Below are 17446 nucleotides of genomic sequence, written 5' to 3'. Positions count from 1 at the left end.
GTGACCATCCTAGCCGCTTGGCGGTGCTACCAAAGTGACGGCAGGCTCCCCACCAGGCGCTCATACATAGCCAGCGCTGAACCATCCGTCAGCGACGCCACCTGGTCAATCACTACCCGCAGCCGCGCGCCGTCGTCGGCCGCGTCACGCCAGTCAGCAGCGAACATCGGCTCGAGGTGGCGGTCGCCTGTGGCGTTCAAGACGCCGACCAACGCGTGCAGGACTTCGCGTTGGCGTTCGTAAACGGGCTGGCGGTGGTCCGTGGAAATGACGAACGTGGTGGCCAGGCCTTTCAGGACCGCGATTTCGGTCACGGTGTCCTCGGGGACCATCAGCTCGGCGCCATAGCGGGTCAGGTTTGCCGGGCCAAAATGGTCCCTTGTGGTTTCCATGGCGCTTTGGCAGAACCGGCCGATGAGCTGGCTGGTCATGTCCTTCAGCGCAGCCATGGATTTCCGGCTGCCATCAGCCTCGCGGACCCACACTTTGGTGGCCTCAAGCCGGGCAAGGGCAGCGTCAATGTCAGCCGGATCGTTGTGCGGGAGGTACCACTGCTTGGTGTAACCCACCACGCGGGCACGGTGGTCCGGATTCTCCATCCACTTCAGTTGGAAGTGGCCTGCGACAATTGCGTCTTCGACGTCATGGACCGAATAGGAAATATCGTCCGCGAGATCCATCACCTGGGCCTCTATGCAGGAGCGGTTACCCGGAGCGCCCTCACGCAGCCATTCGAACACGGGAAGATCGTCTTCATACGCGCCAAATTTGCTGGTGCGGTGGCCATGGATGACGGGGGCGTCGACGGCGGACCACGGGTACTTGGACGCAGCATCCAGGCTGGCGCGGGTCAGGTTGAGCCCGGCGGGCCTGCCGTCCTCGGCAAGGACTTTCGGTTCCAGACGCGTCAACAACCTCAGCGTCTGCGCGTTGCCTTCGAAGCCACCAATGGTGTGCGCCACCTCATTCAGGGCAGACTCACCGTTATGGCCGAACGGTGGGTGCCCGAGGTCATGGCTAAGGCACGCAGTATCCACGACGTCCGGATCGCAGCCCAGTGAACGGCCAAGTTCGCGGCCGACCTGCGCAACCTCAAGGCTGTGGGTCAGACGGGTGCGGACGAAATCGTCCGTATCCGGAGCAACAACCTGCGTTTTTGCGCCCAGCCGTCGCAGGGCCGAGGAATGCAGGACCCGTGCCCGGTCGCGTTCAAAATCGGAGCGGTACGTAGTCTTCCGCGGTTCTTCCACCCACCGCGCAGAATCCGCTTCCGTGTAGCCCGGAATTGCCAGCACGTAGTCGTGCGGTGTTCCAGTGCGGCCCAGCATCGCTTCGGTTCCCATGGGTATCTGCCTCCTTCAAGCGCCGTAGTAGTGGTGCCTCTTGAGCCAGTCTTACACGCGTGAAGCTAGCCGCCTGACACGTCCAGCTCTGCTGCGGAGATTTCGGCACTCTGTTCCGCGTTCAGCTGACGGCTCACGAGCCAATCCTTGGGCAGCGCGGGCTTCTTCGGTGATCCGGCACGGCCGCGCGGACCCTCGGAATCGATGCCCGGATACGGCAAATCCATATCCAACTCTTCAAGGAGTCCGCGCAGGACCTCGAGGGTGGGAACCGTGGCCAGCTTGGCGCGAAGCTCCCCGCCAACTACGTACCCCTTGAAGTACCAGGCCATGTGCTTTCGGATTTCCCGCAGTGCCTTGTACTCATCGTTGCCGAAGGTCTCCACCATGAGCTCCGCGTGACGGTAGACGCCTTCGGCGACCTCCCGCAGGCCCGGACGGTGTCGCTGCTCGCTGCCTTCGAACGCAGCCTGCAGATCACCGAACAGCCACGGACGGCCCTGGCAACCACGGCCTACCACAACGCCGTCCACACCGGTTTCCCGGACCATACGGACAGCATCCTCTGCGGACCAGATGTCACCGTTTCCCAGCACCGGAATGTCAGGCAGCGCCTCACGAAGGCGGGCGATGGCGGACCAGTCAGCCTGGCCGGAATAGAACTGGGCTGCGGTGCGGCCGTGAAGGGCGACGGCGGCCACTCCCGCATCGCGGGCGATCCGTCCGGCGTCGAGGTACGTCAGGTGGTCCTCGTCAATCCCCTTGCGCATCTTGATGGTGAGCGGGATGCCACCCTTGGAGGCTTCCTTCACTGCCGTCTGCACGATCGACGTGAAGAGATCGATTTTCCATGGCAGCGCGGAACCGCCACCGCGGCGGGTGACCTTGGGCACCGGGCAGCCGAAGTTGAGGTCGATGTGGTCAGCCCGGTCTTCCTCGACGAGCATGCGGACTGCCGCGCCGACCGTTACGGGGTCAACACCGTAGAGCTGCACGGACCGCACTTTCTCATCCTCGTCGTGCGAGATGATGCGCAACGATTCCGGAGTCCGTTCCACCAGCGCACGCGAGGTAACCATCTCGGCCACGTACAGGCCACCACCGTATTCACGGCAGAGCCTGCGGAAGGCTGAGTTGGTGATGCCCGCCATGGGGGCAAGGATCACGGGAGTGTCCACGGTGATCCCACCGAGCTGCAAAGGCGGAAGCTCAAGCTTTGGGGCAGGGGGCGTTGCTACTACAGTCACCCATCCATTGTTGCAAATCAGGGCAAATCGGCCCCTCCTGCCGCCACGGACCGTGCTCCTCCGGCGTTACGAGGCGGGATTTTCCCCATCGCCGCGGCGCTCCGCCTCACGCTGGGCACGGCGGCTCCCCGGGCGGGCAGGCTTGCCGACGGCGCGCGGAGACCGGCCGCCGTCGAGCGTTTCTACCCGGCCGGAACCCACGACGGCGGCCGCGGCTGCGAGCGTACCGGTATCGTCCACGTCGTCCGGATTCACGGACAGAGCGGGCGCCGGGACTGCATCCTTCACGCCTGTGGCCTTGACCACCAGGACGGCTATCAGCGTGGTAACCGGGATGGCGAGCACCAGGCCGATGGAGCCCACCAGTGTCCGGATGACTTCTTCGGACAACTCCGCACTGGTCAAGGCCTCGGCAAGCGGGCGGTCGTAAAGCATCACGATGATGAGGATCGGAAGGGCGGCACCAGCGTACGCGAAGGCAATGGTGTAAACGGTGGAGGCGATGTGGTCCCGGCCAATCCGCATCGCCGAGGAGAACAGCTTCCGGGCACTGGTGTTCGGGGCCAGTTCGTAAAGTTCCCACACCGCAGAGGATTGGGTAATGGTGACATCGTTGAGGACGCCGAGGCCTGAGATGATCAGGCCGCACAGGATGATGCCGGAGATTGAAATCTTGTCCGACATGTTTATCAGCGTGGCAGCGTCATGGTCGCCGACGCCTGCAAGGTTGGCAGCATCCGTGGCCCACGCAGCCAACAGCGCTGTAATGCCCAACCCGAAGATGGTTCCGAGCAGGGCCGTGGAGGTCCTCGCCGAGAAACCGTGGGCGAAGTACAAGACCCCGATCATGATCACTGTGGAACCCACCAAAGCCAGCATGAGTGGAGGCTTCCCTTCCACCAGTCCCGGCAGGATGAAGCTGACCAGCACGGCATAAGCGCCAACCAGGCCAAGGAGGGCCCGGAAGCCACGCCAGCGCGCCACAGCGATCACTACTACCGCGTAGAGCACAGCCAGCAGGGCAATCGGCAGGCTCCGCACGAAATCCACAAAAACGTACGACGGCGAGCCGTTGCCTTGCGATGCGCCCTGGACACCGGAGAGGTTCAGATATCTGATCGAGTCCCCCACATCCACGCCGTGGGACTTGGCGACGTCGGGATTGATCACTACCTTGACGACTTCCCCGCCCTTGTCCGGCTGGGTGAAGGCAAAGGTGCAGTCGGATCCGCCGGACTGGCCTGCACCGGTTTGACCCGTGTCAGTCGGGCCAGTATCTGTTTGTCCTTGCGTGGATTGTCCGGTTTGTGTGCAGCTTTCCTGCACCACGCTCTGGATCTTTCCGGTATCGAACGTCACCCCAGGGGCAGCCTGGTAGGGACTCGCAAAGGAGATACCCTCCCGGCTGCCCGAGGGCCACATGACCATCATGGCGATGACAGTGAGCACTCCAAGTGGAACCAGTACCGCAGCCAGGAGCCAGTTGGCGCGCTTCCGGGATGCAATCGCCTGCGGAGTTGGCTCGGAACTTTCAGAATGACCGTGGGAGTGTCCGTGACCCATCAGCTGCAAAACCTCATGGCTTCAAGCCTAGCCGGATCACCCGCAAGCCTTCCCTCAGGCGGGCTTGATGTTCTGGTTCACGTGGAAAAGGTTGCCGGGATCGTACTTGCTCTTGACCTGCACCAGACGATCCCAGTTGGGGCCGTAATTATCAGTGACCCGGTTCTGGTCCTCGGTGTCCATGAAGTTGATATACCCGCCTGTCGCTGAATGTGGTGCAAGAGCTGCCGCGTACGCACGCGTCCAGGCAATGTTGGCTTCGTTATCGGTCGGTTCCATCCACTGGGTGGCGATGACCGGCGCAAACTTCATGTCCCGGTGCGCAAAAGCTGTGTCGTTGACGCCAACGCGTGAGACGGCGCCGTCGATGGGGTAAATGTGGACAGCCGTATTGACGCTGGTGACCGTCGCGCCATGCTCAGCGTGAGCTTGGATGGCGCCATCACTGAGCTCGGGCAGGAAGTTCGCCTTCCAGTAGCCCTGCATTCCTTTCTGGTTGAGCGCGTCGAAGGCAACGTTCAGGGCTGGGTAGGGCATGGGAGCTACCAGCGAGCCGGCAACCGGTGCAGCATCCAGGAATGGCTGCCACCGTGCTTCGCCTTCTCCCATATCCCCCGTCCACATCCCCACCACCACACAGACAGGCTTGCCGTGCCATTCTTCGGGAAGGAACGGAACGGGCGGACCTTGGTGGAATCCCAGAAAGGCGCCAAACTCCTCCGGCGCATTTGCGATGTATTCGCGGTAGAACCGCGCAACGGTGTCCGTATGCTCTGCGCTGTAGAGAATGACTCCGGCATGGACCATATCAACGGGGTGGAGCTTGAACTCGAACGAGGTCACCACGCCAAAGTTGCCGCCACCGCCCCGGAGCGCCCAGAACAGGTCCTCGTTTTGGTCTTCGCTGGCCACCAGGAACTTTCCATCCGCCGTGACCACATCGGCTGAAATGAGGTTGTCGCAGGAGAGCCCGTACTTACGGGCCAAATATCCTATGCCGCCGCCCAGGGTCAGTCCGGCCACTCCTGTGGAACCGACGATCCCGCCAGTGGTCGCCAGTCCGAAGGCGTGGGTTGCGTGGTTGAAGTCAGCCCATGTCGTTCCGCCTTCGGCCCTCGCAGTCGAGCTCTCCGGATCCACGCGGACCCCCGTCCGGTTGACGAAGTCAAGGACCAGGGCGTCGTCCCACGTTCCAAAGCCTGGCGCACTGTGTCCGCCACCCCGGATGGCCAGGGGCATGGAATTCTCCCGGGCAAAGTTCACCCCCGCGATCACATCCGCCACCTGGGCAACTCGGACGATGCCCGCGGGCCGCTTGTCCACCATGGCGTTGAAGACTGCACGTGCCGAATCGTATTCAGGGTCTTCGGGAGTGATGAGCTGCCCACGCAGCTGGTCCCGCAGCCCGTCCAAGGACGTTCCATTCATTGTTGTTACCGCCGCTTCAGAGCAGAGACCGGAGCTGTTCCACAAACGCCGCTTCCCTCCGAGTGTGCCGGCGCGTGGCTTACGTCGCCTTCCTACTCCTGCGCCGTGGCCGCGTCAAGACCCTTTCACCATGAATGCGAGCTGGGCTTAAAGCGAGGATCCCGCCCTGCCCATCGGCGATGGGCAAAGCGGGATCCGGACCTGCAGATACGTGGTCAGTCGCTCACGATCAGCGTGTCAGCGCCACGAACGTGGGCCTTGCCCGACTCCAGCAAGGGCGCCAGGACGCTGCGCAGTGCCGTCATGGATTCGTCCACTTCCAACAGCACGGGGTGCTGGTACGCAATAAGCGCCAGAAGATCCCGGACGGCAGACTCTGCGTCGTCGGCGGACAGCTTCGGATCGTGACCCAGGAAGACATCCGAGGGCTCCTCGGAGTTGCCCTGGGCGTAGCTGATGGCGAAGGCCTGGATCTTGCCTTTTCTGCTGGCCGGCACTCCCTCACCAAAGGCACTTGCCTTCGGTGCACGAAGCACAATGGCCCCGTGCGCCCCCGTGAGATCGTGAAGGAAGAGCCGCTGCACAGTAGCAATGCTGAGCTCACCCGGGCTGTCCCAGTGATGGACGGCTGAGTAGTAGCTGCCCACCACTTCGCTGAGTTCCACGGATCCGGTGGCGAGGTCCTCCACCCGTTCAGAGGCAGCTTCTTCAGAACCATCGCCGAACCGCGGCAGCTTCAGCGGCTCAGGCTCCACCACAACCAACTGTGAACGCTGGATGGGTCCAAGACCTGCAGCCTCGGCGAAAGCGGCCCCGGGCGTGGCCGGCTCAACTTTGGTGCGGAGCTTGGAAACGCCCGACGGCGAGTTCCCGGCTTCGCGGCGCAGCATGGTCAGCAGGGTGGCTCCGACGCCGTTCCGGCGATGGTCCTTGGCAACCTCGATATAGGCCCACAGACGTTCAGGGTGCAGCGAAGCCTCGTGGACCACGCCGGCGGCAACGGGGATGCGAACGCCGTCAACGACATCCTCTGCGACGATGCAGCGACGCCAAGGCTGGTTGCTCGACGGCGCCAAAGCAGCACGGAACTGTTCTGCAGGCAGGGTCTCCGGCCCGCCCCAGATTTCCAGGAGGGCGAGGTCGTCGCCTTCCTTCCACTCGCGGTACTCCAAAGCCACGGTTAGGCGCCGATCAGACGTGCTGCCAGATAAGCCTCAACCTTGTCCAGGGACACGCGTTCCTGGCTCATGGTGTCGCGCTCACGGATTGTCACGGCCTGGTCTTCGAGGGTATCGAAGTCCACTGTGATGCAGAACGGAGTTCCGATCTCGTCCTGGCGACGGTAACGGCGGCCGATGGCGCCGGCGTCGTCGAAGTCGATGTTCCAGTTCTTGCGCAGCTGGGTGCCCAGCGCCTTTGCCTTCGGGGACAGGTCCTCGTTGCGGCTCAGAGGCAGGACGGCTGCCTTGACCGGCGCAAGCCGCGGATCCAGCTTCAGGACCGTACGGACGTCGACGCCGCCCTTGGCGTTGGGAGCTTCGTCTTCGGTGTAGGCGTCAATCAGGAAGGCCATGAAGGAACGTGTCAGGCCCGCCGCGGGCTCGATCACGTAGGGGGTGTAGCGCTCGTTGGTGGCCTGGTTGAAGTAGCTCAGGTCCGTACCGGAGGCCTTGGCATGCGTGGAGAGGTCGAAGTCCGTACGGTTGGCGATGCCCTCGAGCTCGCCCCATTCGGAGCCTTGGAAGCCGAAGCGGTACTCGATGTCCGTGGTGCCCTTGGAGTAGTGGCTCAGCTTCTCAAGCGGGTGCTCGAAGAAGCGGAGGTTTTCTTCGCGGATGCCCAAGCTGGTGTACCAGGACATGCGCTCCTTCATCCAGTACTGGTGCCATTCCTCATCCGTGCCGGGCTCGACGAAGAATTCCATCTCCATTTGTTCGAACTCGCGGGTACGGAAGATGAAGTTGCCCGGCGTGATCTCGTTGCGGAAGGACTTTCCGATCTGGCCAATGCCGAACGGCGGCTTCTTCCGGGAGGTGGTGAGGACGTTGTTGAAGTTCACGAAGATGCCCTGGGCCGTTTCCGGGCGCAGGTAGTGCATGCCTTCATCGTTGGCCACCGGGCCAAGGAAGGTCTTCAGGAGGCCGGAGAACTCCTGCGGCTCGGTCCACTGGCCGCGGGTGCCGCAGTTGGCGCAGGCAATGTCCTTCAATCCGTTCTCGGCGGGACGGCCCTTCTTTTCCTCGTACTCTTCCTCAAGGTGGTCAGCCCGGTAGCGCTTGTGGCAGGAAAGGCACTCCACCAGGGGGTCAGAGAACACCTCTACGTGGCCGGAGGCTTCCCAGACCTGGCGGGGAAGGATGACTGAGGAGTCCAAGCCTACGACGTCTTCGCGGCCGCGCACCATGCTCTGCCACCACTGGCGCTTGATGTTTTCCTTCAGTTCCGCACCAAGGGGTCCGTAATCCCACGCCGAACGCGAGCCACCATAGATTTCACCGGCCTGGAAGACAAAGCCCCTCCGCTTGGAGAGGGAAATGACCTGGTCAAGGACGGATTTTGCTGCCATGGGTACTCCATTTGTTCTACAGGGCCGCTGGGTGCGGTCCGCGGTGGTTTGGCCCCGGACTCCGGACGTGGTGACCGGCGGGGTGCTGGGGGAAAGTTTGTTGATTCCTACCCTACCGGCCTTTGGCACCTGGCCTTCGCGCGAAGGATCCCTTTGGCCAGGGAAGGCTGGCCACGACGATCGCCGCGAGGGTCAAGAGCGTGCCCAGCACCGTGGGCAAGGCGACCACCGTCCCGGCAGTGGGGATCACGACGTCGAGCACCAGCGAGCCCACCAGCTGCCCGGCAATCATGCCAAGACCGGTAATCAGCACACCAAGGCTCCGCACCAGAAGGGCTGCCAGGCCGATGGCGATGCATCCCAACGGTCCGGCGACGTAATACCACCACTCGGAGGGAAGGGGATTCCCGGCCCCGGCTACCGCAAGCTTGATCAGCAAGGCCACCCAGAGGACGGCGGAACCGGCCAGGAAATTGACGAGCGTGGCCGCGATGGGGGTGCCGTAGTGGACGGTGGCGGTCCCGTTCATGGCCTGTTGGAAGCTCATGAGGAAACCCGCCACCAGAGGCAGGATGACCGGCAGCACCAAAGCTCCGACGTCGTCCGTTCCGCCAAAGCGCGGGGACACGGCCCAGGCGACCGCGGCCACGGTGAGCACGCTTCCCACGACCCGCACGGCGGTGATGGAGCGTTTGCCGCCGGGAGCGATGCCCATCCGATCCACCAGCAGGCCGCTGAGGGTCTGTCCGGTGACGGTGGCGACGGTGAACAGCGCGACGCCCAGCAGGCCTACCGTGAAGGACTGCGCAATGACGAAAAGGGCGCCAACAGCCCCGGCCATGACGTAGAAGGGCGGGAAGCTGCGGTTGCGGACCGCCGGAAGGATGCTCTGCAGCCCCGACCTGCCTTTGGGCGTAAGGACCGATATCGCCGCGATCACCAACAGGCCTGTGGTGAAGCTCACCACAGAAGCGGCAATGCCGTCCTCCAGCTTGATGGCGAGCGCCCCGTTGATGCGTCCTTGGAGCGGCAGGACCAGGCCTGTGACCAAGGCAAGCGGGAGCCCGAGGGCAAGCGGAATGGTGGGACGGTGGGAAGGATTCGGCACCGTCACCACACTACTTCAGGCATCATTGCTCTATGAGCAACCCGGAAATCGAAGAGATCCCCATCCGCGACGACATGATCCGCCTCGGCCAGCTGCTGAAGCTCGCCAACCTCGTGGAGGACGGCGTTGAAGCAACGGAGCTCATCAAGAACGGCTTGGTCAAGGTCAACGACGAAATCGAAGACCGCCGCGGCCGCCAGCTGCACGCCGGAGATACCGTTACCGTCAACGGCCAGACTGTCCGGATCACCACCGCCTGAAGCAACGCGGGGTCACTTAGGGCCCATGGTGAGGCCATTTATGGGCCGTAAGTGACCCCGCGTTGCTTTAAGACGCGAGGACTTTGTGCGTCAGGAATTCTCCTACATGGCCGATTTCCTGCTGATTAATGCCATGCCACATGCCCGTGTAGAGCACCTTGGTGAGGTCCACGTGCTTGCGCACCCATCCCATGGTGTATTCGATCTTGTCCGGAGTGATGACGGGGTCCTGCTGGTCGCGGCCCCAGAACATCGGCAAGGTGCCGTCCAGTTCGGCATCGCGGAAGGCGGGGTCGTCGCCGGCGTCCACCACAAAACCCGAAAGCCCGACGACGGCAGCGAAGTCCGTGGGACGGTACCGGAGCATGGAGGTCGCCATGGCCATGCCCATGGAGAAGCCGAGAAGCGTCACTGAAGAATGATTGGCTCTGACCGTATCCAACCATTCAAGGGCATACTCCGCGGCAAGCTTTACTGCTTCCAGCGAGTAATCGATTGACGCGGTGAGCGGGAACCAGGTGAAGCCGGGGCCCATGGGCATCGGCGCGCGCAGGGAAGCCACCACAAAGCCCTCGGGAAGCAGGCCGGCGAGGCTGAAGAGATCGTCCTCATTGGAGCCGTAGCCATGCAGCAGCACCAGAAGCGGTTTGCCCTCCCGTTCAGCTTCGTCATGGGACCACAGGACAACGGGCGTGGGGAATGCAACGGCTTCAGTCATGGGTCTATTCTTGCAGTTACTGATGGGTAACAACCTACGGTGGCGTAGGTTCGCAGGTTCAAGGCAGGATGGAAAGCGTGAGTGACGTCAATTCATTGGTGAAGCCGGGCGAACCGGTTCAAACACACCCTTGGAGCCGTTACGTGGCACTGGGGGATTCGTTTACGGAAGGTATCGGTGATCCCGAGCCGCAGAACCCCGGCGGCTTCCGCGGATGGGCTGACCGTGTAGCGGAAGAACTGGGCCGCGGTCATGAGGATTTCGCTTACGCCAATCTTGCTATCCGTGGGCGGCTGCTGCAGCAGATCGTGGATGAACAAATTGCTCCTTGCCTGGAACTCCAGCCGGACCTTGTCTCGATTTCGGCTGGCGGCAACGACCTCATCCGGCCCGGTGGCGACCCGGACCTGTTGGCGGAGAAGCTGGATGCCGCAGTCCAGGAACTGGGCTCCGGTGGTGCCACTGTTGTGTTGTTCAACGGACCGGACACTGCGTCCTCGGTGTTGGGCCGCATCCGCGGCAAGGTGGCCATTTACAACGAAAACCTTAGGACTGTGGCGGCACGGCACGACGCAATCATCGCGGATATGTGGTCCCTGACGCAGTTGGCCGATCCCCGGATGTGGGACGAAGACCGCCTGCACTTCTCACCGCTGGGACACCACACCATCGCGATGATGGTCCTGGAAGCACTGAACGTCCAGCACACCCTCGAACCCCTGGTGCCGAAGCCCCTGCCGGTCCGCACCTGGCGTGAGGCCCGTTCCTCGGATCTGGTGTGGGCCCGTGAGTACTTTGTTCCCTGGGTTATCCGCAGGTTGCGGCATCGATCCTCCGGCGACGGCATTACCCCCAAACGCCCGACGCCGGGACCGGTCTTTGGTCCCACCGGCACCATGCTGCCGCGTGGCTAGGGTGAGGGGCGCTTGCAGTGTTGACGCGCGGAAAGAGTTCCACGATGCACGCTGACATTTCGCTGGCGCCGGGCGATGTTGTGCGCCTTCGGCTCCGGCGGCAGCAGTTGCGGAATCCCTACGGCGAAACCATTGATGACGTGCTGCGAAACCTCCTCGCGGTGCAGTCGCAGGAATTTCCCTATGCCAGGTGGAGCGTTGCCCAGCGGGCACTGGGGAGCAGTGGCCAGCGGGCACTAGGGAGCACTGCCGATGACGTTGAGCAGGCGGTGACTGACGGCAGGATCCTCCGGACGCATATCCTGCGGCCGACGTGGCATTTTGTGCACCGCGACGATCTCGGCTGGTTGATGGGGTTGTCTGCGGATCGCCTGCATCAAGGCAACAAGGGAATGTACAGGCAGACGGGAGTTGATGAGCACGCCGCCGCCCGCAGCGGGCACATCCTTGCCGAGGCGGTGGCCGGTGGAGCCCACAAAACGCGCGAAGAATTAGCCGGGGTACTGGAACAGGCAGGCTTTCCTGGCAAAGGGCTTGGCTTCGTTTACCACCTCATGCACGCGGAGATCAGCAAAATCCTGGTGAGCGGCGCCCCGGTCCGTTCTGCAGGGGGTGCACTGAAACAGACGTACGCCTTGTTCGACGAACGTGTGCCCGATAATGGCAGTGCATCGTTGACGGGCGACGACCGGGAATGGGCTTTGGGCCAGCTGGCCCTGCGGTACTTCACCAGCCGGGGTCCTGCCACCATCAAGGACTGTGCCGCGTGGTCGGGACTGACCATGAAAGATGTACGGCTTGGCCTACAGATAGCTGAAGAGTCCATGCCTGGCGCCTTGGCGACTGTGGCAATTGACGGCCTGGATTTCTACTTACTAGCCGAAGACGTGGAAGCACTTGCAGTGACTTCCCCGCCAACTGATGATGGGCCGCTCCTCCCCCGTGCCGATCTCATCCAGTGCTACGACGAGTACGTGATGGGCTATTCCCAATCGAGGCATTACCTCGGCGGAAGGGCGCCCTATTTCCCGGAGGGCGATGCTCCCATTCACGTGGTCTTGCTGGATGGCAGGTTGGCCGGATGGTGGCGCCACGGCTTCTCCGGCGGGATCTGCGAACTCGACATCAGGATGAACAGGTCGGTCACAACAGCCGAACAACAAGCCCTGGATGCAGAAGTGGAACGCTACGGGAGGTTCCTGGGCATGGAGACAAAGCTCGTGTGAAAGTGCGGGACTAAGCTGGGTTAAGACCTAGGAGGCCTGCACCGTGAACAATCTGATCTTCTGGATCATCGTCTGCTCGTGGCTGATTCCCATGGGGATCCGCCTTTACAACCGGTCCCGGGCCCGCCGGCTTCAGGACCGTAATTTCCCGGGTCGGAACTATCCGGGCCCCGGCTATCCTCCGCAGAATCTTCCCGGACCGGGTTACCCGCAGCAGAATTATCCGGCACCGCCATATCCCACCCAGAACTACCCGGGCTATCCCGGGGAACCCACCACCATCCGCCCTGCCGATGCCCCACCGCCGCCAGGACCGGCGTCGAACGCTTCTTCACCTACGTTTCCGAGCCACAGCGGCTCTGAGCAGCAAGGATTCCGCGCGCGAAAGCTCGCCGAACTGGACCTCAAGTTCAGCAACGGCGAGATCGCGATGGAGGACTACATGAAGCAGCGCGGCGACATCATGAACGGCTGAGCAGGCTTAGGCGAAGAAAGCCTCGCGTAGTTGGGCTGACAGCTGCCCGATTTCGGTGAGGAAGCCATCGTGTCCGATGGGGGCTTCGATCACGTGGACGGGCACATTGCCTGGCAGATTTTGCGCCAGTTCCAATGACTGGGCCGGAAAATAAAGGCGGTCGGAGTCGACGGCTGCCACAAAGAATTCAGCAGTGGCGGTGGCCAAGGCTTCCTGCAAGGTGCCCCGGCCCCGGCTGATGTCGTGGGACATGAGTGCCTCGGTGATGGCGATGTAACTGTTCGCATCGAACCGGCGCACCAGCTTGGTGCCTTGGTGGTCGAGGTAGCTTTCCACCTGGTAGCGGCCACGCTCCCCGAGGACCGGAGCGGCCAGGGGCGTCTCTTGGTGCTGGGCTTCCCGGCCGAAACGGAAATCAAGCTCCAGCGATGAACGGTACGTGATGTGCGCTATCCGTCGGGCCAAGGCAAGGCCCGCCTCCGGTGTTGGTCCACCGTAGTAATCGCCGTTGTTGAAGTTCGGGTCTTGGCGGATGGCGAGCGTCTGCGACTGGGCGAAAGCGATTTGCTCGGCCGTGCTGTAGGCGCCGACAGAAATAACCGCGCACCGCTGAACACGCTCAGGGAAGGTCACCGCCCATTCAAGTGCCCGCGCCCCGCCCATGGAACCGCCAAGGACGGCGTGCCATGCCTTGATCCCCAACGCATCCGCGAGGCGGGCTTCGGCCACCGTGCTGTCGCGCAAAGTGATCAGCGGGAAGCGGGATCCCCAAGGCCGCCCGTCTGGCGCCTCGGACGACGGGCCTGTACTGCCGTAACAGCCGCCCACAATGTTGATGGAGATGACGAAGAACCGGTTGGTGTCGATCGTCGCACCGGGGCCAACGAGTTGCTCCCACCAGCCTTCCTCATCGGTGGCACCGCGGGCCACGTGTGTGCTTCCCGTCAGTGCGTGCTGAACCAGGACGGCGTTGGACGCATCCTCGTTCAGCTGACCCCAGGTTTCGTAGGCAAGCACAACGTCCGGGAGAAAACCGCCGGCTTCAAGTTCCAGCGAACCTACGCCGGCGTACTTGACCGTCCCATCTTCTTTGCCTGGCTTGGGGGGTGCTGTAGCAGTAATGGTCATTCCTTTGACACCTAACCTCGCGCTTGCCTGCCGCCTTGCGTGCGACAGGCCAGGTCTTCACCCGGGGCACCCCACCGCGGAGGAGGGTTGCCGGCCAGCAAGCCGGGGCTGTCACTGGCACTCATGACCTAATACGTAGAGTCTAGGAAAAATACCGCTGTTTTGGCGAAGAATGTGACAGCTGTGTGACGGTTTGGGGCCGCTTCGTTCAGGAACACGCACTGCGGAGGGCCGCCCGGCGAATTTTCGTCGACGGGCGGCCACGCCGCGCAGGGGTGGTCTTAACGGCTCAAACTTAACGGCTCAAACGCGAGGTTCAGCTGCCGTAATCGGACGCCCCCTAAGCGCCTTTGGCAGCCCGGAAACCGGCCTCAAGATCAGCAATAATGTCGTCCACGTGCTCTATTCCCACGGACAGGCGGACAAGGCCTGGATTCACGCCCGCAACCAGCTGCTGTTCGGCCGTGAGCTGGCTGTGGGTAGTCGACGCCGGGTGGATAACCAGCGAGCGGACGTCACCAATGTTGGCAACATGGGAGTGCAACTCCAGGCCATCGACGAATCGCTTACCGGCCTCGACGCCACCCTTGATGTTGAATGCCACCACTGCACCGGTACCCCTGGGCCCGTACTTGCGGCCACGGTCGTACCAAGGGCTGGACGGCAGGCCCGCGAAGGCGACTGACTCGACGTCGTCATGGGCTTCCAACCACTCAGCTACTTTGGTGGCGTTCGAGACGTGGCGCTCGACCCGCAGGCTCAGGGTTTCCAGCCCCTGGGCGATGAGGAAGGCGTTGAACGGGGAAACCGCCGAACCCAGATCACGCAGCAACTGCACACGTGCCTTGAGAATGTAGGAGAGGTTGGCTCCAAGCGCGCCGTCCTTGCCAAGGTCACGGGCGTAAACGAGTCCGTTGTAGCTGGGGTCGGGAGTATTGAATCCAGGGAAGCGCTCCGGGTCCTTGCCGAAGTCAAAGTTTCCGGAGTCCACGATCACGCCGGCGATCGCCGCGCCGTGGCCGCCCAGATACTTGGTAGCCGAGTGCACCACGATGTCCGCACCCCACTCGATGGGACGGATGAGGTAGGGGGTGGCAAGCGTGTTATCCACGATGAGCGGCACACCAGCCTCATGCGCGGTGCGCGAAATACCCTCGATGTCCAGCACGTCTTGGCGCGGATTGGACACCACCTCGCCGAAGAACAGCTTGGTGTTGGGCTGCACGGCGTCGCGCCACTGGTCCAGGTTGTCCGGATCCTCCACGAACGTCACGGAGATACCGAACTTCTTCAGCGTGTGCGCCAGCAGGTTGTAGGTGCCGCCGTAGAGGCTGGGACTGGCGACGACGTGGTCTCCGGCCTCGGCAATGTTCAGGATGGCGAAGGTTTCCGCTGCCTGTCCTGAGCTAAGGAGCAATGCGCCGAGCCCGCCTTCGAGGCTGGCGATCCGTTGCTCCACGGCATCTTGTGTTGGGTTGCCGATACGCGTATAGATAGGGGCGAGCTCGGCCAGTGCAAAGCGGTTGGCTGCGCTCTCTGCGCTCGGGAAAACGAAGGACGTGGTCTGGTAGATCGGAAGCGACCGCGCTCCCGTGGCAGAGTCAGGCTCCTGGCCTGCGTGGATCTGGCGGGTTTCGAAAGACCATCCTTGGGACATTGAATTCTCCTCTTAGTGGCGCGCGGATTTGCCGTTGATCGCTGTAGGCGTGGGCTGGGGCCAGTCTAGGAAGCGCCCGGGGACTTGGACAGTTTTGTGACGAAGGCAGTATTTTTCAGTCTTTACGCGACCGGGCGTGGCGCGTTCCGGTAGCGCGGAATAACGTCCCATGTTAGTTAGGCTCGCCTTAGCTGAGACCCCGATCACAAAGTGCCAAGATGAAGCCATGCGCATGGATCACGTCTCTTACGCTTGTGAACGAGATGGCCTTTTGGCCACTACCGAACGAATTTCCGCAGCTCTGGGAGTGGACGCAGTCCGGGGCGGAGTGCACCCGCGCTTCGGCACCCGGAACATGATCATTCCCTTGGCGGATAACAAATACCTGGAAGTCGTAGAGGTCCTGGACCACCCTGCTTCTGACAAGGCACCCTTTGGCCAGGCAGTCCGCGCACGCTCGGCGGCTGGCGGCGGTTGGATGGGCTGGTGCGTCGCCGTTGACGACCTCGCCCCCTTCGAGGAACGCCTCGGCCGCTCCGCTGTTCCGGGCAACCGCAAGTTCCCGGATGGCCGCGAACTCGTGTGGCAGCAGATCGGCATTCTCGGCTTGATCGCCGATCCCCAGGTGCCGTACCTGCTCAAGTGGGAGGGCGATCCCTCACTGCACCCGTCCAAGGTCTACGAGAGTGACGTCAAGATGTCCAGCCTCACGATTGCGGGCTCGGCGGAACGCGTTACCGAATGGCTGGGCGAACCCGTGGAGAAGCCGCTCGAGGACGTCGCTGTCCAGTGGATGGCCCCGCACGGTACGCCTGGCATCATGTCCGTCACTTTCGAAACCGCATCCGGCGCCGTCACCATCTGACGCACGCCTTCAAGCTTCGGCCGCCATCAGCGGGTGCCAACGACGTCACCCACCGATGGCGGCCGAATTTCTCTTTAAGGGTCCACTAGCTTTAAGGGTCCCTACCCCAGGCCTATAGCCTTGCCGAAGAGGCTGAAGCCAACGAACGCGACAATGTCCAGCAGCGCATGTGCAATGACTAAAGGCATCACCCGCTTCGTCTTTGTATAGATCCAGGCAAAGACCAAGCCCATGGCGAAGTTGCCGATGAACGGCCCGAAGCCTTGATACAAGTGGTAGCTGCCACGAAGGGCCGCGCTCACGACGATGGCCAGCGGCGTTCTCCAGCCGAATTTTCCGAAACGGTCCAAGAGGTATCCCACGACGATCACTTCCTCAACGATCGCGTGGCGAATCGCGGAGAGAACCAACACAGGTACTGTCCACCAGTAAGCCTCCAGGCCGCTGGGCACAATGGCGGTGGTGATTCCGAGGGCGCGACCGGCCGCGTACAAGCCAAGTGAAGGAATGCCAATGGCGGCTGCGAGTCCCAGTCCGTGCAAGAGGTCCTTGCCGGGGCGTGCGAAGTTGAACCCCAGGCGGGCAAAGCCACTTGCACTTTCCCGGCCACCTTGGGCATGCGATGACAGGAAATAGAGCACCAGGACCACCGGCACCAAAGCGAAGATGATGTCCAGCAGTTGGTACGTGAGATCGAAGTACTCGCGGGTGCTTTGGGACCTGTTAAGCGTCGACGTTGCCTCGGACAGCGGCGCGCGCGTCATCTTGTCCAGGAGCTGCACCACGGAGTACACAGCGGATTGGCCCAAAGACAGGCCCAGTACGATGAGTACTTCGGCGCGCAGGCGGCGGCGGGAAGCAAGGAGCATGTACCTATCTTGCCTGTAGTTCCTGCCACTTTGCCGTGAACTGCGCACGTTCCCGTTCCACCCTTAGGCAGCCCCCTAT

General features: G+C 62.5%; 16 protein-coding genes and 1 riboswitch. Of the genes, 5 read left to right on the top strand and 11 right to left on the bottom strand.

Annotated elements, in window-relative coordinates; genetic code table 11:
* Nucleotides 1–26: 26 nt before the first annotated feature.
* From LDN90_RS07105 to LDN90_RS07075, 7 genes are all read right to left on the bottom strand, one after another.
* Nucleotides 27–1343, bottom strand: a complete 1317-nt coding sequence (locus LDN90_RS07105) for a deoxyguanosinetriphosphate triphosphohydrolase (protein ID WP_216925351.1) — start codon at nucleotides 1341–1343, stop codon at nucleotides 27–29.
* Between the two features lie 65 nt (nucleotides 1344–1408).
* A complete protein-coding gene (dusB, locus tag LDN90_RS07100) occupies nucleotides 1409–2590 on the bottom strand; it encodes a tRNA dihydrouridine synthase DusB (protein ID WP_223948505.1) in 1182 nt (393 codons plus the stop codon).
* A 66-nt stretch (nucleotides 2591–2656) separates the two neighbouring features.
* Nucleotides 2657–4153 (bottom strand): YibE/F family protein, encoded by a 1497-nt coding sequence (locus LDN90_RS07095; RefSeq protein WP_223948504.1) that lies wholly within the window; start codon nucleotides 4151–4153, stop codon nucleotides 2657–2659.
* Nucleotides 4154–4207: 54 nt separating this feature from the next.
* The gene (locus tag LDN90_RS07090) at nucleotides 4208–5581 is read right to left on the bottom strand and encodes an FAD-binding oxidoreductase (protein WP_223948503.1); all 1374 of its coding nucleotides are present in this window, start codon (nucleotides 5579–5581) and stop codon (nucleotides 4208–4210) included.
* A 215-nt stretch (nucleotides 5582–5796) separates the two neighbouring features.
* Entirely contained in the window at nucleotides 5797–6759 is a 963-nt protein-coding gene (locus tag LDN90_RS07085; protein ID WP_223948502.1) for a GNAT family N-acetyltransferase, read from the bottom strand.
* Between the two features lie 2 nt (nucleotides 6760–6761).
* A complete protein-coding gene (locus LDN90_RS07080) occupies nucleotides 6762–8147 on the bottom strand; it encodes a glycine--tRNA ligase (protein ID WP_216925355.1) in 1386 nt (461 codons plus the stop codon).
* 112 nt (nucleotides 8148–8259) lie between these two features.
* A complete protein-coding gene (locus LDN90_RS07075) occupies nucleotides 8260–9264 on the bottom strand; it encodes a DMT family transporter (RefSeq protein WP_223948501.1) in 1005 nt (334 codons plus the stop codon).
* 23 nt (nucleotides 9265–9287) lie between these two features.
* Between LDN90_RS07075 and LDN90_RS07070 the strand changes: the two genes are divergently transcribed.
* Complete coding sequence (locus LDN90_RS07070) at nucleotides 9288–9515, top strand: RNA-binding S4 domain-containing protein (protein WP_216925357.1); 228 nt, start codon at nucleotides 9288–9290, stop codon at nucleotides 9513–9515.
* A gap of 67 nt (nucleotides 9516–9582) precedes the next feature.
* On the opposite strand, the gene LDN90_RS07065 is transcribed toward LDN90_RS07070, so the two are convergent.
* Nucleotides 9583–10233 carry a phospholipase gene (locus tag LDN90_RS07065; RefSeq protein ID WP_223948500.1) on the bottom strand — a complete coding sequence of 217 codons (651 nt, stop codon included), beginning with the start codon at nucleotides 10231–10233 and terminating at the stop codon, nucleotides 9583–9585.
* 68 nt (nucleotides 10234–10301) lie between these two features.
* Here LDN90_RS07065 and LDN90_RS07060 point away from each other — a divergent pair, with 68 nt between their 5' ends.
* The 3 genes from LDN90_RS07060 to LDN90_RS07050 are packed head-to-tail and all read left to right on the top strand — an operon-like array spanning nucleotide 10302 to nucleotide 12848.
* The gene (locus LDN90_RS07060; protein ID WP_223948499.1) at nucleotides 10302–11147 is read left to right on the top strand and encodes an SGNH/GDSL hydrolase family protein; all 846 of its coding nucleotides are present in this window, start codon (nucleotides 10302–10304) and stop codon (nucleotides 11145–11147) included.
* Nucleotides 11148–11191: 44 nt separating this feature from the next.
* On the top strand, nucleotides 11192–12373 hold the full coding sequence (locus LDN90_RS07055; protein ID WP_223948498.1) for a winged helix DNA-binding domain-containing protein: 1182 nt from the start codon (nucleotides 11192–11194) through the stop codon (nucleotides 12371–12373).
* Between the two features lie 43 nt (nucleotides 12374–12416).
* Nucleotides 12417–12848 (top strand): hypothetical protein, encoded by a 432-nt coding sequence (locus LDN90_RS07050; RefSeq protein ID WP_223948497.1) that lies wholly within the window; start codon nucleotides 12417–12419, stop codon nucleotides 12846–12848.
* A 6-nt stretch (nucleotides 12849–12854) separates the two neighbouring features.
* On the opposite strand, the gene LDN90_RS07045 is transcribed toward LDN90_RS07050, so the two are convergent.
* Nucleotides 12855–13976 (bottom strand): homoserine O-acetyltransferase, encoded by a 1122-nt coding sequence (locus LDN90_RS07045; protein WP_223948496.1) that lies wholly within the window; start codon nucleotides 13974–13976, stop codon nucleotides 12855–12857.
* Between the two features lie 14 nt (nucleotides 13977–13990).
* A riboswitch (SAM riboswitch) is annotated at nucleotides 13991–14105 on the bottom strand.
* A gap of 211 nt (nucleotides 14106–14316) precedes the next feature.
* The gene (locus LDN90_RS07040) at nucleotides 14317–15633 is read right to left on the bottom strand and encodes a bifunctional o-acetylhomoserine/o-acetylserine sulfhydrylase (RefSeq protein ID WP_216925363.1); all 1317 of its coding nucleotides are present in this window, start codon (nucleotides 15631–15633) and stop codon (nucleotides 14317–14319) included.
* A gap of 226 nt (nucleotides 15634–15859) precedes the next feature.
* Between LDN90_RS07040 and LDN90_RS07035 the strand changes: the two genes are divergently transcribed.
* On the top strand, nucleotides 15860–16498 hold the full coding sequence (locus LDN90_RS07035; RefSeq protein WP_216925364.1) for a VOC family protein: 639 nt from the start codon (nucleotides 15860–15862) through the stop codon (nucleotides 16496–16498).
* 101 nt (nucleotides 16499–16599) lie between these two features.
* Here the strand turns inward: LDN90_RS07035 and LDN90_RS07030 are convergent, their stop codons facing one another.
* Nucleotides 16600–17367, bottom strand: a complete 768-nt coding sequence (locus LDN90_RS07030) for a type II CAAX endopeptidase family protein (protein WP_223948495.1) — start codon at nucleotides 17365–17367, stop codon at nucleotides 16600–16602.
* Nucleotides 17368–17446 lie beyond the last annotated feature (79 nt).

The organism is Arthrobacter sp. NtRootA1 (assembly GCF_019976975.1).
GTDB classification, from domain to species: domain Bacteria; phylum Actinomycetota; class Actinomycetes; order Actinomycetales; family Micrococcaceae; genus Arthrobacter; species Arthrobacter aromaticivorans.
The sequence above is the reverse complement of the archived record's forward strand: the minus strand, read 5'-3'. Positions and strand labels throughout refer to the sequence as shown.

Bases quoted from the DNA above. Each gene is read 5' to 3' on its own strand.
- LDN90_RS07105 (WP_216925351.1), bottom strand. From the start codon at position 1,343: ATGGGAACCGAAGCGATGCTGGGCCGCACTGGAACACCGCACGACTAC.
- LDN90_RS07095 (WP_223948504.1), bottom strand. From the start codon at position 4,153: ATGGGTCACGGACACTCCCACGGTCATTCTGAAAGTTCCGAGCCAACT.
- LDN90_RS07090 (WP_223948503.1), bottom strand. From the start codon at position 5,581: ATGAATGGAACGTCCTTGGACGGGCTGCGGGACCAGCTGCGTGGGCAG.
- LDN90_RS07080 (WP_216925355.1), bottom strand. From the start codon at position 8,147: ATGGCAGCAAAATCCGTCCTTGACCAGGTCATTTCCCTCTCCAAGCGG.
- LDN90_RS07070 (WP_216925357.1), top strand. From the start codon at position 9,288: ATGAGCAACCCGGAAATCGAAGAGATCCCCATCCGCGACGACATGATC.
- LDN90_RS07065 (WP_223948500.1), bottom strand. From the start codon at position 10,233: ATGACTGAAGCCGTTGCATTCCCCACGCCCGTTGTCCTGTGGTCCCAT.
- LDN90_RS07060 (WP_223948499.1), top strand. From the start codon at position 10,302: ATGGAAAGCGTGAGTGACGTCAATTCATTGGTGAAGCCGGGCGAACCG.
- LDN90_RS07055 (WP_223948498.1), top strand. From the start codon at position 11,192: ATGCACGCTGACATTTCGCTGGCGCCGGGCGATGTTGTGCGCCTTCGG.
- LDN90_RS07045 (WP_223948496.1), bottom strand. From the start codon at position 13,976: ATGACCATTACTGCTACAGCACCCCCCAAGCCAGGCAAAGAAGATGGG.
- LDN90_RS07040 (WP_216925363.1), bottom strand. From the start codon at position 15,633: ATGTCCCAAGGATGGTCTTTCGAAACCCGCCAGATCCACGCAGGCCAG.
- LDN90_RS07035 (WP_216925364.1), top strand. From the start codon at position 15,860: ATGCGCATGGATCACGTCTCTTACGCTTGTGAACGAGATGGCCTTTTG.
- LDN90_RS07030 (WP_223948495.1), bottom strand. From the start codon at position 17,367: ATGCTCCTTGCTTCCCGCCGCCGCCTGCGCGCCGAAGTACTCATCGTA.